The organism is Mesobacillus selenatarsenatis SF-1, assembly GCF_000813125.1.
GTDB lineage: Bacteria > Bacillota > Bacilli > Bacillales > Cytobacillaceae > Mesobacillus > Mesobacillus selenatarsenatis.
Genome location: NZ_BASE01000037.1, coordinates 23,433 through 39,077, shown reverse-complemented (window position 1 = coordinate 39,077; position 15,645 = coordinate 23,433). Strand labels below are relative to the sequence as shown.

The window sequence follows — 15,645 nt, the reverse complement described above, 5'->3', positions numbered from 1 at the left end:
CATCCAAACAGGATGTTTTTTTACTTTAGACTTATTGGGTTTTCAAAGATAATATTAAGCTCATCACCGGGCGCAAGACGATCGTCAAACGCTGCTTTTTCTCCGTTTTTCAACAGGGTGAATCCGCGGCTGTCTTTAGGGATTTCAACCTGTGCAAAGTTGAATAAGTCCTGAAAGATAAACGGCTGGACATCCTTTTGCTTTGTGGATAGATGATCCCCGCTATGTATGCGTTCGTCCATTCCAAGCTTACTTCTATCTCGGGTGAATTGAATTAATTCCTGTTGAAGTTGAATTTGCTGGCCGTTGAAAAAGATCGGCATTGATTCAGTAACAGGCATCCCCAGTATTTCTACCAGTCTTCTAAGTGTAGATTCCGTACCTTTTTCAAAACGGATGTCATCAAGATGGTCAATTTTATTTTGCAATTTTGCTGCCAGACCGTTTACATAAATCTTTCCCGTGAACTCTGTGATTTTGTGTTCAACACCGTCAATTTTTATAAAAAATGGGCGAGTATCATTGAGTAATTCTGCGAGTTTAAGCTCCTTTAGAACGACTTCAACAGTGTCGGCTATGTCAAAAACAATCTCGTCTCTGTCTGTGACAGGTTGGGACATCGAAGCAGGAAGACGGTTGCAGGTCAAACCTGCGCTAACTTCATATCTTTTACCGTTGATAACGACGGTCTTGGAAGGAAGTTCACCAATCAAGTCACCAAGTGTTAGCTCTGGTCTGACCCCATCCTCTCCTTTTTGGACAGTTAATTTATCTCCTCCATCTACCTGATCATCGAATGAGCAAGGTAAACCATTTTTCAATAATACGGGTTGCTGTCCATGCTTACCGGGTATGGTCACATTTTTGCCATTCAGGCTGACAATCATAGCAAGACCCGGTCTGCCGTAAAGCTTATTCATTTTAATCCCAGCAGCCAGCAGACAATCGCCAACGGTCAATTTGTTGACTTCGAACAGCCTTACCGGCTGGCCGTTCACATGAACTGTGTGGTATTGGACAGGAGATTGTTTGGCTGCAATGGCAATACCGATTGGCGTCACAAGTTCAGGACCTTTCGTTATATGATCTGCAAATGACACGGAATTGATTGCATCGAGTCCACGGATGGCGACCCTGTTTTCCGGCAGATTCAATTTGGCGGCTAGCCTCCTGGGTAAATCAGGTGTAAGGCTTCCTCCTCCGACAAGCATCACTGCTTTAGGGGATTTATTGCCATTCAGCCTGAGAATTTCTTCTCCGATTGTTTCTGCCAAACGGTCTATTGCAGGGGCGATACGTTCTACAGCTTCATCCTTGCTGACCACTGTTTCAAAGCCAAGTATGTCTGTGATTGAGATTGACTGATTGTCATGCAGGTCCCGCTTTGCTTTTTCAGCAAGAGGGAAGTCCAGCAAAAACTCATCACTAACTGCTTCAGTGATTTCATCCCCCGCTACTGGTACCATTCCATAGGCAATTACCGTACCGGAGTCAGTGAGAGCGATATCGGATGTCCCTGCGCCTATATCAACAAGAGCGACATTCAATCTCCTCATAGACGCAGGAATCAACACATTGATTGCAGCAATCGGTTCAAGAGTAAGAGCGTCCATCTCAAGACCAGCCCGGTCCAAAGCAGATAGCAGTGATTCAACGACAACTTTTGGCAGGAAGGTTGCAATGATTTCCACAGAGGCTTCATTTCCTCGCTGGTCAATCAGGCTGCCGATTCCTTCTCCATCAAGCTGGTAATAAAGTACTGAGTATCCGACACAATAATAGTGATGATCATTGTGTTTTGCACCAGCAACAGCAGCTTGTGCCAGCTGGACTGCACTTAATTCAAGGTGGAGGATGTCCTGCTTTGAAAACATCGGCTTGCCGGAAATATCGACTACAGCTTTTGATTGTTCAGTTTTCAGTGCACGGCCAGCTGCAGCAACACAGACCTTTGTTAAGGGGCCATGTGAAACTTCCAGTGCCTCTTTAATTTCAGTGATGATTTCGGATACTGACAAAACATCATGGATTTGGCCATCCAGCATCGACCTTTCCTTGTGTTCACGGACAATGATGTCGACGGCTTCATAATGTCCATCAGATTCTTCCAGGATGATTCCCACAACAGATCTGGTTCCTATATCTAACGCAAACAGTTTATTATTCACATGCAATTCATGCACCCTCTAACTTAAGATCTCATACGATGCTTTATCACTTAAAAGCGTTTAATTATTAAAGAATTTTTACGTGACAATCAATATTTTTTCAGATATAATTACCTTTATCATATTATACAGCTTAATTCATAGCACATTAGCTGCATTTTATTACATCTGGCTTCTATTCTATTATCGGCTTTAAAGTGACATTGCTTTAGGTTCGGAGCCGCAGAAAGCTGATTTTATAAAAATTGCACCATCAGAAATTCTGGTGATTTAAAAAAGATCAGTTATACGCATTTCCAGCGTGCAGTAAAGTAATGGGTGTCTCTTTGTTTGAAAAGTCTTAGGGTTAGGACTAAAATGAATTCCGAAAGGACGGGACAGAAAATGAGTAAAAATCTTGACCAGCTTAGAAATCGTGTGGATGAATTGAATTTAGAGCTTCTATCATTAATTAATGAAAGAGCCCTGCTCGTCCAGGAAATTGGCCGTGCAAAAGAAACTCAGGGTGTCTACCGTTATGACCCTGTGCGCGAGAGAGAAATGCTTGATTTGATCAAGGAAAAAAATAACGGTCCTTTTGAGAATTCAACAATAGAACATATTTTCAAGGAAGTTTTCAAGGCAGGCCTTGAGCTTCAATCGGATGACCACCGCAAAGCTCTTCTCGTCTCCAGGAAGAAAAAGCCTGAGGATACAATCATTGATATTAAGGGCTTAAAAATCGGCGATGGTACACCGGACTTTGTTTTCGGTCCATGTTCAGTTGAGTCATATGAACAAGTGGCGACTGTGGCTGAAGCAGTTAAAGCCAAGGGCTTCAAGCTGCTGCGCGGCGGAGCTTTCAAGCCGCGGACTTCACCTTATGACTTCCAAGGTCTAGGGATAGAAGGACTTAAGATTTTAAAGAGAGTCGCAGATGAATATGATCTCGCTGTCATTAGTGAAATTGTCACACCTGCAGATATCGAAATCGCTGTCGATTACCTTGATGTGATCCAAATCGGCGCCCGCAACATGCAAAACTTCGAGCTTCTAAAAGCTGCAGGAGCTGTGAATAAACCTATTTTACTAAAACGTGGACTTGCCGCCACAATCGAAGAGTTTATCAATGCGGCTGAATATATCATGTCACAGGGCAATGGCCAGATCATTCTATGTGAGCGTGGAATCCGGACGTACGAAAGAGCTACACGGAATACACTTGATATCTCTGCAGTGCCAATTTTGAAAAAGGAAACACATTTGCCAGTCATGGTTGATGTTACCCACTCTACTGGCAGAAGAGACTTGTTGCTTCCAGCGGCCAAAGCTGCACTTGCAATTGGAGCAGATGGAGTCATGGCTGAGGTTCATCCAGATCCAGCGATAGCTTTATCCGACAATGCCCAGCAGATGGACCTTAAGCAGTTCGATGAGTTTTTAGAAGGATTAAAAAACACTCCATTTGTGAGAGTATAAAGTTCTTGAAACCTTCCTTTTATCAGGAAGGTTTTTTTATGGAGCATTTAAGGGTAACTTAAAAAGAAGTGATTTTAACAGAAATTCTGATAAAAATAAATAAATTAAGTTGTTCAGATTGCGGGATTGATAAGGATGTCGTATGATTAATAACATAATTATGCTTGTACATATAATCACAAACTTAAAAAATGATTATTGTGGCAATTTTTGCTGTAAACTAACTGAAAAGCGCCGTTTATTACCTGAAGGAGTGAAATAGATGAATATTACAATATATGATGTTGCACGGGAAGCAAACGTTTCAATGGCAACGGTTTCACGTGTTGTTAACGGAAATCCGAATGTAAAGCCAGCTACGAGGAAGAAAGTCATGGAGGTCATTGACCGTCTTGGCTACCGTCCGAATGCTGTTGCCCGAGGGCTGGCAAGCAAAAAGACGACGACTGTCGGAGTCATTATTCCCGATATCGCTAGTCCGTTCTTTGCTGAGCTGGCAAGGGGAATTGAAGATATTGCCACGATGTACAAATACAATATTATCCTGAGCAACTCAGACCAAAATATTGAAAAAGAACTGCACCTGTTAAATACAATGCTTGGCAAACAAGTAGACGGAATTGTTTTCATGGGCGGCAATATTAAAGCCGAGCATGTTGGGGAATTCAAGAAGTCACCGGTACCAATCGTCCTTGCAGGCTCGATTGAGGAATCTGGTGAAATTCCATCAGTCAATATTGATTATGAGCAGGCAACATTCGATGCTGTTTCTACTTTTGTTGAGAAAGGCCACAAGAAAATCGCATTCGTTATTGGACCACAGCTGGAGCCAATCAACAAGGATAAAAAGCTTGAAGGCTATAAGCGTGCATTAAAAGATGCCGGAATTGAATATAACGAAGAGCTTGTTGTTGAAGGGGACTATACGTATGATTCAGGTCTCGAGGCTATTGAAAGAATCCTTGAGCTTGATACGAAGCCAACAGCAATCCTGGTCGGATCGGATGAGATGGCACTTGGCGTAATCCATGGTGCATTTGACCGCGGATACAGCGTGCCTGATGACTTCGAAGTAATCAGTTCCGACAATACAAGACTTACTCTTATGGTACGTCCGCAGCTTACAACAATTGTCCAGCCTCTATACGATATCGGTGCAGTTGCCATGCGCTTATTGACGAAATATATGAACAAAGAAAACGTGGATGAGAATATCGTTGTACTGCCACACAGAATTGAGAACAGAAAATCTACGAAATAATTGAGAAGCCGTTTGCAGTTGATGCAAGCGGCTTTTTTATAGAGAAGTGAAGGCAGGTAAAAGCTGTTAAGACTGCAATCAACGAGACAATTGACTGAGTTTGAAGAGTGAAATTGACCGTTATATTGAAAAGTACCCACCATAGTTTCAGATATTATAGCATCTAATGCAATTCCAGCCATTTTTTCTGTTAATATGGCCACGAATTTATTGTATCGAGCACTTCCTACAATTATTTCAATCACAAATTTTGTTAATTCGATTACTTTTTCAATTAATTCGACCACATATCAAATTAATTCGACCACATTTTCGATTAATTCGACCACATATCAAATTAATTTGACCACTTTTTCAATTATTTCGACCAAATCCCTAATTAATTCGACCAACTCATAAATATCGCTTCGGACTATCTTTTCCTGTCATCCTATACATAAAAAAAACAAAGAAAAAACCGGGCCATAGTGCTCCCGGTTTCTAACTTACACAGTTTCGGATTTCTTATTTGAACGGATTGGATACAAGGCTTTCTCCACTGTCTGGGCATTCTTTTCGGTAATTTCCGGTTTGCGCGGGATGGGCGGATATAAATCTTCAGGATCGTCCCACTCCTGTGGCAATTCTACAGGCGCTTGATCCTTCCATTCTTCTATCCACTCGTGCGGCAAACTGCCATAACAGTTTGAGTTTTCAATCATTTCAAGCCAGATCAGTGACCAGGCTCTTGGCACAACACGCCAAATATCATAGCCTCCGCCGCCAACAGCAATCCATTTGCCGCCGCAATATTTATGGGCAACTTCGTGTGCCAGCTTTGGTATTTCCCGATAAATCTTCATCGTAGACGATAAATGGGTCAATGGATCAAGATAATGAGCATCTGCTCCATTTTGCGTAAGAATCACGTCTGGTTTAAAGAACTCGGCAACTTCCATCAGAGCATTCCTATAGGCATCCAGCCATGATTCATCCTCTGTGAAGGCATCGACAGGAATATTGAAAGAATATCCATAGCCTTTGCCCTGGCCTCGCTCATTCACATTTCCTGTACCCGGGAAAAGATAACGTCCCGTTTCATGAATCGATAGAGTGCATACATTAGGGTCATCATAAAATGACCATTGTACGCCATCGCCATGGTGGGCATCGGTATCGACATATAGTACCCGGGCATTGTATTTTTCCTGCAGATATTTTATTGCTACTGAACTGTCATTATAAATACAGAAGCCCGACGCTTTTCCCCGGAAGCCGTGATGCAGGCCTCCGCCCAGATGAAGTGCGTGGTTGGCTTTACCGGTCATGACATAATCCACTGCTGTGAGGGTGCCCCCGACAAGCAAAGCGCTTGCTTCATGCATATTTGCAAAAATCGGTGTATCTTCCGTTCCCAATCCGTATCCTTCCGCTGAGTCACCCTTAAGCTTTCCCTGGCCAGCAAGCTTAACAGCGTTTACAAAATTGGGGTCATGAACGAGGTGAAGTTCCTCATCCGTTGCCATCCTTGGCGCAACAATATGTTCCTCATCAATTGCGCCAATTTTACGCAGCAAATCCAGCGTAAGTTTCAACCGCATCTGGTTGAAAGGATGATGGCTGCTGAAACGGTAATTCAGCAGCTCTTCGGAAAAGACGAATACAGAGCGATCGCTCATGATGAAACTCCCGGGAGGTTCGGCCAGAGTACATGATGTCCGGCCTTTTTCAAGTCCTCGATCACAGCGATTGGATTCATCGTCTGGATCCTTACAACGAGGATTTTATAACGTTCATCCTTTTGGTCAGGGTATACGAGCACACTCTGGATATTGGCTTTTCTAATACTGATAACAGAAGCAATTTCACAAAGCATTCCTGCTTTGTTTGGTACTTTTACTTCAATTTGCGAGCCAGGCTGATGTGCGCCTGTAAGCTCAACGAGTGTGTGGAGAAGGTCTGTTTCAGTGACGATACCTACCAGCTTTTTATCCTTGGTGATTGGCAGGCAGCTGATATTATGTTCATAAAAAATGGCCGAAATTTCCTCGACAAAATCTAGAGGGTGCCCAGTGATCACATTAGTTGTCATAATCGATTTGACTGGGTTCTCGAGTTCACCCTTATGCTCATCCCAATGGAACACAGAAGGGGCAGCATCCTTGATGTCCCTGTCGGATACCAGTCCGATCACACTATTGTCCTTATTCACTATTGGGATATGGCGAATCTTCTTATCTGCCATTAGCTTGATTGCATCCGCAATTGTATTTTCAGGAAAAAGTGTCGTTACATCCTTTTTCATAATTTCCTCGACGATCATGGTTCCTTCCTCCTTGAATGATGAGGTATCATCAATACATAAAACGGTTCATAAACCGCAGCTGATCAAACTGCTGGATTGATTCCGGCGCAATTCTTTTGCCAATTCGCGCCATCAAACAGTTTGCTGGATGGGAACTGATTTCGGGATCATCTGTCGCGTACCAGGTTAGACCACCGGCATTCATCATTTTTTCCATGACTTTTCGGTATTCCCAAACATTCAAGCCGGTTCCTTTTAGGTCCCAATGCCAGTAGTATTCAGTCGTGATAATGATATAATCTTCCATCGCGTCATCCATCATGGAAACCATCAGCAAATTCTTGCCGACTCGGCTGCCGCGGAATTCAGGAATGACTTCGATTGCACCAAGTTCTATTAAATCTTCCATTTTTCCTTCTGACCATCTTTCAAGCGGGTCTGGATAAAGGTAAGTAACATAACCGACAATCATATGGCCTGAGCGCGCTACGATGATACGTCCCTCCGGCAGACCGGCAATCTCAACCAATGCCTTGTGCTGCTGGGCAGGGGGACGGAACGCCACTAAATCTTCATGGAATTCATAGCTTGCAAGTTTTTCAGGAGAAATCGGGCCTTCAATGATTAAACGGCCATGAGGAGTTTTCAATTCTTTTGCGTTATAAGTCTTTTTATGTTCCATTCAGTCACCACCCGTCAACAATTCAAACGATAATTCTATTATACATAAAATCTAACAGATAAAAGCGCTTTCACAAAATTTTCTGTATTTAAATATTAATTTTTTAAAAGAAAATCCGCATTATTATTGGTATGCTCCGCCGTATAGCGGTGCGTACTTTCAATACTTACATACCCCAAAGAAAATCTTAATCATCACTTTATTTTCTGCTAATATTTTAAAAATTGAGAAAATCGAATTTTTATACTATAATGTATTTTAAATATAAAGCCAAGGGGGATGGATACATGAAAGTGGAAGCGCTACCAGTTACACAAGGGGATCATAACTTAAAAAATTATCAAGAGCTTCATGGCCAATTTGATTGGAGCGAAGCGGAGAAAGAGTTTTCCTGGTCTGAAACAGGCAGGGTCAATATGGCATATGAAGCAATTGATCGCCATGCAGAAGGATTCAGGAAAAATAAAATTGCGCTTTATTACCAGGATGGGGTGCGCAAGGAAAAATATACTTTTAAAGAGATGAAGGAGCTTTCAAATAAAGCTGGGAATGTCTTTAAAACTTATGCTGATGTGGAAAAAGGGGACCGCGTGTTTATCTTCATGCCTCGTTCTCCAGAACTGTATTTTGCTGTTCTCGGGGCGGTCAAGCTAGGCGCGATTGTAGGTCCATTATTTGAAGCATTCATGGAAGGTGCTGTCCGTGACAGACTGGAGGACAGTGGGGCAAAGGTATTGGTGACGACACCTGAGCTTCTTGAACGTGTTCCTGTCGATGAGCTTCCTGATTTGAAGCATATTCTTCTTGTTGGTGACAATATTGAGGAAAACGATAAGTATGTTGATTTCAAGCAAAAGCTATCTGAAGCCAGCAAGAAGCTTGATATCGAATGGGTTGACCGTACAGATGGCCTTATTTTACATTACACTTCCGGTTCAACTGGAAAACCTAAAGGCGTTCTCCATGTCCATAATGCGATGATCCAGCATTATCAGACAGCCAAATGGGTACTTGACCTTAAAGAAGAAGATGTGTACTGGTGCACAGCGGATCCAGGCTGGGTAACAGGAACTTCATACGGAATTTTCGGTCCATGGCTTGCAGGAACGTCCAATGTAATCATCGGCGGACGTTTCAATCCGGAGACATGGTATAAGATGATTGAAGAATACGGAGTGACTGTTTGGTACAGTGCCCCTACAGCCTTCAGGATGCTGATGGGAGCGGGGGATGAGGTAGTGAAGAAGTTCGATCTTAGCTGTCTTCGTCATATCCTGAGTGTCGGTGAACCGCTGAACCCAGAAGTAGTAAGATGGGGAATGAAAGTGTTCAATCTACGCATCCATGATACCTGGTGGATGACTGAGACGGGTGCACAATTAATCTGTAACTATCCAAGCATGGAAATCAAGCCTGGATCAATGGGTAAACCAATCCCAGGCGTGAAGGCTGCGATTGTTGATGACCAGGGCAACGAATTGCCGCCATACAGAATGGGCAATTTAGCAATTCAAAAGGGCTGGCCATCGATGATGCATACCATCTGGAACAACCCTCAAAAGTATGAGTCTTACTTCATGCCAGGTGACTGGTACGTTTCCGGTGACTCAGCGTATATGGATGAAGATGGATACTTCTGGTTCCAGGGACGGATTGATGATGTCATCATGACTTCCGGTGAGCGTGTCGGACCGTTTGAAGTAGAAAGCAAGCTGGTTGAACACCCTGCAGTTGCTGAAGCTGGAGTCATTGGCAAGCCAGACCCAGTCCGCGGAGAAATCATCAAGGCGTTCATCGCATTGCGTGACGGTTATGAGCAGTCCGACGAATTGATTGAAGAAATTCGCCAATTCGTTAAAAGAGGCCTTGCTGCACATGCTGCTCCTCGTGAAATTGAATTCCGCGATAAACTGCCGAAAACACGAAGCGGTAAGATCATGCGCCGTGTATTGAAAGCTTGGGAACTTGACCTCCCAACTGGCGACCTTTCTACAATGGAAGATTAATAGAATCGTACAGAAGAGCGTGAAGTTGGAATTCACGCTCTTATATATTTACAGGAAAAAGAAACACCGCATCTAACAAGATGCGGTGTTTCTACTTATATCCTATTACTAGTTTCCGTTACCATTTCCATTCCCGTCACCTTCACCTTCACCGTCTCCATCTCCATCTCCAGGAGGTGGTGGTGGCGGAGGCTTAGGAGGATCCTTCGGTTTAGGATCAGTTGGAGGCGGGTCTTTTGGTTTTGGATCGGCTGGAGGATCCTTAGGCTCCGGCTTTTTACCAATTTCAATGATATTAGATGGTGCTGATTCTTTTCCAGCGATATCGACAGCTGTGACATAGAATGAGCCGTCTCCAGCATTGAAAACTAAATCTGCCCCTGCTTTAATGCTGCCGACTTTCTTCTTGTTGTTATAGATTCGATAGCCGACAATATCATTTTCAGGGTGTTTGCTCCAGGTAATTGTTTTTCCTGAAAGCTTGATTCCGAGTGCTGCAGGTGTTTTGCCATTCTCACTAAGCTTATCATCCGCAACGAGAATTTTGTTCCAGGCATCCTTTTTAGGGATAAGCTGCTGTGGATCTCTGATTTTATGGCCAATGATGCTTTCCATATATTCTGGATTCAGGATCACGCCTGTGTCCGTGAATTCAGCCGGAGTTGAATCAAGTGCTATATAGCGCTTGTCACCGACGGTTACGAACTTGTTCTCAACTAGGCTGTCATCAACCTTTGATGGAGCATACTTTGCAATAAAGTAATCTGATTCAACAAGTCCTGCTTTGGAGCAAGCACTTGAAGGAAGCAAACCAGATACAGCACAGTATGATCGTTTGACAATTCCGCCAGGCATCTTGAAGCGCTCTTCTGGATCAACTAGCTGAGGAGCAACGTCATAAGCATCGTTCATCAAGTCTGCCCAGATGTATTGGGTGCGTTGGCCGTATGAAAGTCCTTTATATCGCCTTTCCAATGGTTTGTTGTGATCATACCCAAGCCATACCCCGAAGGATACATTTGGATTTGTAGCTACAAACCAGGAATCATAAAAATCGTGTCCAGTACCTGTTTTACCTGCCCAGTCAGACCCAAACTTCAGTCTGCTTTTTACAGCAGTTGCAGTTCCGCGATTAATAACATCACGCATCATATCGATTGTAAGATATGATGTCTGCGGACTGAAAACATCTACCGGTTCTGATTTATGCTGGAAAACTACGTTTCCATTCTTATCAACAATCTTTTCAATCATATAAGCATCAATGAATTTCCCGCCATTTGCGAATGTACCGAATGCATTGGTGTTCTCTTCAACAGTGACACCACCGGACAATGATCCAATCGATGTTGATGGGTTTTCATAGTCATCCTTATGCAGATTAGAGAATCCCATTTTATCCAGGAAGGTCGCTGGCCTCTGGTTGAGGATACTCTTGTAGGCAAGAACAGCAGGGACGTTATAAGACTTTGTCAATGCGTGTCTCGCTGAAGTCAAGCCGCTGTATCGCATATCATAGTTATTTGGCCAAGCTTTGCCAGGACCATTCAAAAATACCTGGACATCTGGAAGAACAGAACCAGGATGCAATTTCCCTAGCTCCATTGCAGGAGCATAAACGAGCAGCGGTTTCATCGTAGAACCGTTTTGTCTAGGTGAATCGGTAGCGTGATTTCTTTGCTGAATGTCAAAGTCACGCCCGCCGACAAAACTGATCATTTTACCAGTCTTGTTCTCAATCAACACTGCACCAATTTCTACTTGTTCCGAAATCGTTATCGTCTTGCTTGGGTCATCTGGATCAGGAACTTCCTGCGGTTTGTTGCTTCCATAATACGGATATTTGTTTGCTGTTTCCTGGTGTTTTTCATAAATTTCTTTATTGATGGTCGTGTAAATCTTATAGCCATTCTGGCGGAGGTCACGGTCTGCAAGGGCATGGTATTCTGCCATCAATTTTTCGTCTTTTTTCAAGTCTTCTAGTTCATAGCCATCACGTTCAGCAAGAATCTCTGCAAGGATTGTAACGGATCGCTTCTCTATTTCAAATGTAAGGAAAGGATATTGCTCAACCGTATTATCACTAGGGACTTCTTTTACAAAATCCTTTGTGATATCGTAGTTGATCGCTTCCTTGAACTCTTCATCGGAAATGAAACCAGCTCCATGCATTCTTGTAACGACTGTCTTGTATCTGGACAGGCCTGGCTCAAGTCCTGCCGGGTCCTTTAGTTTGCCGTGATCGCTGCTGAACGGTGTATAACCGAACGGGCTCTGCGGTAGGCCGGCAATAAATGCGGCTTGCGGCAAGGTCAAATCCTTCGCGTCTTTTCCAAAAATTCCTTTTGCTGCGGCTTGGACACCGGCAACGTTGCTGCCATTCGCGTTTCGGCCAAAGGTAGCGACATTCAAATAGGCTTCAAGGATTTCCTTTTTATCAAAAAATTTCTCGAGACGAAGAGCGAGAAGAATTTCTTTCGCCTTACGTTCGAATGAAATTTCATTCGTCAGGATCTGGTTCTTAATGAGCTGCTGTGTCAGTGTACTGCCTCCGGAGGATGTCGCTGAGTTTGTGACCTCCTGGAAAAGTGCACGCATGATTGCTTTTGGAACGACACCATCATGCTCATAAAAGTACTCATCTTCTGTTGCGACTACTGCATTTACTAAATGCTTCGACATATCGTCAAGCTTTACTTCCTCACGGTATAAATCCGTCCGGAGCTTGCCAAGATAAACATCGTTATCAAAATATAAATCCGATGTTTCTTCATAGTTGTAGATATCTTTCCTCATATTCTCATAAGGTCGGATTTGTTCATCTTTGACAAGGGAAGCGAAGTACCCGGCACCTGTACCGGCGGCGAATCCCCCACCGAGAACCAATACAATGATCAATAACAACAGCATGTTCCAGACAACCGAATAAGTAATCCGGGCTCCTTTTACGGTCTTTTTATTCGTAAAAAAAGCACCAAAGGATTTAAGCTTCTCTTTCCAAGCCTGTTTTCCCTCATGCATTCATATCATTCCCCCTAAAATCACATACATTATAGCATAAACAGGCTGTCGAATAGATGTTAATGTGAATTTTTCTGAAAATTTATGTCGAATTTGACAACAAGGATTGCTTTATGGTAAAAATGCTTTATTAACTTTATAGTAAAAAGCTGTGAAGGGAATTAGTAGTGCTTCTGTCAATGTTCCAGAAAGCCGGCGGCCGCTGTGAGCCGGTACAAACAGAAGGATGAATTACCTCCCCGAGCGCCGCAGTGAACAGATTCATCAGTAGCCGCGGACGGTTTAACCGTTATTTTATTGAGTGGAAGACATTTTTTATTTTGTTTTCAAGCCGGGTGGTACCGCGCATACAGCGCCCCTGCATTTATTGCAGGGGCGTTTTTTATTTGGCTAAAACCCGGTTGCGAAATATATATTCGAATGGAGGAAGAAAAGATGGAATTATTAAAAGATCTCGAATGGCGCGGGATTATTTACCAGCAAACAGATGAAGAGGGAATTAAGGATCTGCTTTCTAAGGAGAAAATCTCTCTTTACTGCGGTGTCGATCCAACAGCGGACAGCATGCATATCGGTCACCTTCTTCCGTTCCTGACTCTGCGCCGTTTCCAGAATGCTGGGCATCGTCCGATTGTTCTAGTCGGAGGAGCGACCGGCTTGATTGGCGATCCAAGCGGAAAGAGTGAGGAACGTAAACTGCAGACACTTGAGCAAGTTCAGCTAAATGTAGAAGGCATCAAGAAGCAGCTTGGTCAAATTTTTGATATTGAAGGTGCCAATGGCGCTATGATGGTCAATAACTACGATTGGGCAGGGTCCATGGATGTCGTTACATTCCTGCGTGACTTCGGAAAGCATGTTGGCGTCAATTACATGCTGGCAAAGGATACAATCGCTTCAAGGCTTGAAACGGGTATATCATTTACAGAATTCACATACACCATCCTGCAGGCGATGGACTTCTACCACTTATACGAAAAACATGGCTGCAAAATGCAGATCGGCGGAAGCGATCAGTGGGGTAATATTACGACCGGTCTTGAATTGATCCGTAAAATGTCTGCTGAAGGCTCCAAGGCTTTCGGTCTGACAATACCGCTTGTAACGAAAGCAGACGGAACAAAATTCGGAAAGTCAGAAAGCGGTGCTGTATGGCTTGATCCAGAAAAAACGTCACCATACGAGTTCTACCAGTTCTGGATCAACACAGCTGATGCTGATGTCGTGAAGTACTTGAAATTCTTCACTTTCTTAGAAAAAGAAGAAATCGAAGCGCTGGAAAAAGCGGTTGAGGAAGAGCCACATCTTCGCAAGGCTCAAAAAGCCCTTGCAGAAGAAATGACACGCATGATTCATGGCGAAGAATCACTTCAGCAGGCAATCAGGATTTCAGCAGCACTTTTCAGCGGCGACATTAAAAACCTGAGCGCTGATGAAATCAAGCAAGGATTCAAAGATGTTCCTTCATTTACAGTGGAAGGGGAAGAAGAGCAAGGATTAGTCGACTTGCTGGTGGCAGCGAAAATCTCACCATCCAAGCGCCAGGCGCGTGAAGATGTATCGAACGGTGCAGTCTCCCTGAATGGAGAGCGCGTCACCGATACAGCTCATGTCCTTAGCGATGCAGACAAGATTGACGGACAGTTCACGATCGTCCGCCGCGGAAAAAAGAAGTACTTTATGATTAAATACTAATGAAAAAACAGCTTTCCCGGTCCGGGAAGGCTGTTTTTATTTATCCTGGCTATAAAAATGTGTTGCTGGAATTGTTTTTGACTTTAGTTTAACCCTGCAATTAAACAATTCCGCGAAAATTTGGTGTAATTCCGCGAAACTAGAATCGAATTCCGCGAAATTCACCAGTTATTCCGCGAAAATCTTTCATAATTCCGCGATATGTATATTTTTACTCAAAAAGAGCATCTAGTAACTGGATAAACGGTCTTGTTGTCAGCATTGTTTCTTGCAGATATCCAGGTTTTCGGCTAAAACAGTTTTAGCCAAAACAAAAACCCCAGCCAAAACGGCCGGGGTTTTATTAAGCACTCTATTAACGAGAGTAGAATTCAACGATAAGAGCTTCGTTGATTTCAGCTGGAAGTTCAGAACGCTCAGGCATACGAGTGAAAGTTCCTTCTAGCTTGTCTGCATCGAAAGTCAAGAAGTCAGGTACAAAGTTATTAACTTCGATTGCTTCTTTAACAACATCAAGGTTGCGTGACTTTTCACGAAGTGTGATTGTTTGTCCTGGAGCTACGCGGTAAGATGGGATATCTACGCGTGCGCCATCAACCATGATGTGACCGTGGTTTACTAACTGACGAGCTGCACGACGAGTGCGAGCAAGACCAAGGCGGTAAACAACGTTGTCAAGACGAGCTTCAAGAAGAATCATGAAGTTCTCACCGTGCTTACCAGGCATTTTGCTTGCCTTGTCGAACAAGTTACGGAACTGGCGCTCAGTAACTCCGTACATGTGGCGAAGCTTTTGCTTCTCTTGTAATTGTAATCCGTATTCTGATAATTTTTTACGCTGGTTAGGACCATGAGGACCTGGTGCGTAAGGGCGTTTCTCTAATTCTTTACCTGTACCGCTTAGTGAAATTCCAAGACGGCGGGATAGTTTCCAGCTTGGGCCGGTATAACGAGCCATGAATGACTCCTCCTTAGTTTTTATTTTGTAAAATAAAAACAGATTGTGATTAAGCATTTATGGGTATTTTGTTTTCATGTACCTTCGCCCTAGCAGCAGCGGGTTACGAGAT

Annotated in this window: 10 protein-coding genes and 1 other annotated feature; of the genes, 4 read left to right on the top strand and 6 right to left on the bottom strand. The window is 43.4% G+C overall.

Annotation, left to right across the window (positions count from 1 at the left end; translation table 11 throughout):
• Nucleotides 1-20: 20 nt before the first annotated feature.
• On the bottom strand, nt 21-2,174 hold the full coding sequence (locus TY49_RS08365) for a cell division FtsA domain-containing protein (protein WP_439646157.1): 2,154 nt from the start codon (nt 2,172-2,174) through the stop codon (nt 21-23).
• A gap of 378 nt (nt 2,175-2,552) precedes the next feature.
• Between TY49_RS08365 and TY49_RS08360 the strand changes: the two genes are divergently transcribed.
• Nucleotides 2,553-3,626, top strand: coding sequence for a bifunctional 3-deoxy-7-phosphoheptulonate synthase/chorismate mutase (locus TY49_RS08360; RefSeq protein WP_041965459.1), 1,074 nt, complete (start codon nt 2,553-2,555; stop codon nt 3,624-3,626).
• 262 nt (nt 3,627-3,888) lie between these two features.
• Nucleotides 3,889-4,887 (top strand): catabolite control protein A, encoded by a 999-nt coding sequence (gene ccpA / locus TY49_RS08355; protein ID WP_041965457.1) that lies wholly within the window; start codon nt 3,889-3,891, stop codon nt 4,885-4,887.
• Nucleotides 4,888-5,372: 485 nt separating this feature from the next.
• On the opposite strand, the gene TY49_RS08350 is transcribed toward ccpA, so the two are convergent.
• From TY49_RS08350 to TY49_RS08340, 3 genes are read right to left on the bottom strand one after another with little or no spacing between them, the layout of a single operon-like run.
• Nucleotides 5,373-6,545, bottom strand: a complete 1,173-nt coding sequence (locus tag TY49_RS08350; RefSeq protein WP_041965456.1) for an acetoin utilization protein AcuC — start codon at nt 6,543-6,545, stop codon at nt 5,373-5,375.
• Entirely contained in the window at nt 6,542-7,189 is a 648-nt protein-coding gene (locus TY49_RS08345; RefSeq protein ID WP_041965455.1) for an acetoin utilization AcuB family protein, read from the bottom strand. Before TY49_RS08345 ends, TY49_RS08350 begins: the two co-directional genes overlap by 4 nt.
• 31 nt (nt 7,190-7,220) lie before the next feature.
• Nucleotides 7,221-7,853 (bottom strand): GNAT family N-acetyltransferase, encoded by a 633-nt coding sequence (locus TY49_RS08340; protein ID WP_041965454.1) that lies wholly within the window; start codon nt 7,851-7,853, stop codon nt 7,221-7,223.
• A 287-nt stretch (nt 7,854-8,140) separates the two neighbouring features.
• Here TY49_RS08340 and acsA point away from each other — a divergent pair, with 287 nt between their 5' ends.
• Nucleotides 8,141-9,859, top strand: coding sequence for an acetate--CoA ligase (gene acsA / locus TY49_RS08335; protein ID WP_041965453.1), 1,719 nt, complete (start codon nt 8,141-8,143; stop codon nt 9,857-9,859).
• A 108-nt stretch (nt 9,860-9,967) separates the two neighbouring features.
• Here the strand turns inward: acsA and TY49_RS08330 are convergent, their stop codons facing one another.
• On the bottom strand, nt 9,968-12,880 hold the full coding sequence (locus TY49_RS08330; protein WP_041965452.1) for a transglycosylase domain-containing protein: 2,913 nt from the start codon (nt 12,878-12,880) through the stop codon (nt 9,968-9,970).
• A 142-nt stretch (nt 12,881-13,022) separates the two neighbouring features.
• Nucleotides 13,023-13,243, top strand: a binding site (T-box leader).
• A gap of 72 nt (nt 13,244-13,315) precedes the next feature.
• Between TY49_RS08330 and tyrS the strand changes: the two genes are divergently transcribed.
• On the top strand, nt 13,316-14,575 hold the full coding sequence (gene tyrS / locus TY49_RS08325; protein WP_041965451.1) for a tyrosine--tRNA ligase: 1,260 nt from the start codon (nt 13,316-13,318) through the stop codon (nt 14,573-14,575).
• A gap of 355 nt (nt 14,576-14,930) precedes the next feature.
• Here tyrS and rpsD read toward each other — a convergent pair whose 3' ends face one another.
• Nucleotides 14,931-15,533: a 30S ribosomal protein S4 gene (rpsD, locus tag TY49_RS08320; RefSeq protein ID WP_041965450.1), complete on the bottom strand. Its 603-nt coding sequence runs from the start codon at nt 15,531-15,533 to the stop codon at nt 14,931-14,933.
• Between the last annotated feature and the right edge of the window lie 112 nt (nt 15,534-15,645).

Coding starts and splice junctions, on each gene's coding strand:
- TY49_RS08360 (WP_041965459.1), top strand. CDS start 2,553: ATGAGTAAAAATCTTGACCAGCTTAGAAATCGTGTGGATGAATTGAAT.
- ccpA (WP_041965457.1), top strand. CDS start 3,889: ATGAATATTACAATATATGATGTTGCACGGGAAGCAAACGTTTCAATG.
- TY49_RS08350 (WP_041965456.1), bottom strand. CDS start 6,545: ATGAGCGATCGCTCTGTATTCGTCTTTTCCGAAGAGCTGCTGAATTAC.
- TY49_RS08345 (WP_041965455.1), bottom strand. CDS start 7,189: ATGATCGTCGAGGAAATTATGAAAAAGGATGTAACGACACTTTTTCCT.
- TY49_RS08340 (WP_041965454.1), bottom strand. CDS start 7,853: ATGGAACATAAAAAGACTTATAACGCAAAAGAATTGAAAACTCCTCAT.
- acsA (WP_041965453.1), top strand. CDS start 8,141: ATGAAAGTGGAAGCGCTACCAGTTACACAAGGGGATCATAACTTAAAA.
- TY49_RS08330 (WP_041965452.1), bottom strand. CDS start 12,880: ATGCATGAGGGAAAACAGGCTTGGAAAGAGAAGCTTAAATCCTTTGGT.
- tyrS (WP_041965451.1), top strand. CDS start 13,316: ATGGAATTATTAAAAGATCTCGAATGGCGCGGGATTATTTACCAGCAA.
- rpsD (WP_041965450.1), bottom strand. CDS start 15,533: ATGGCTCGTTATACCGGCCCAAGCTGGAAACTATCCCGCCGTCTTGGA.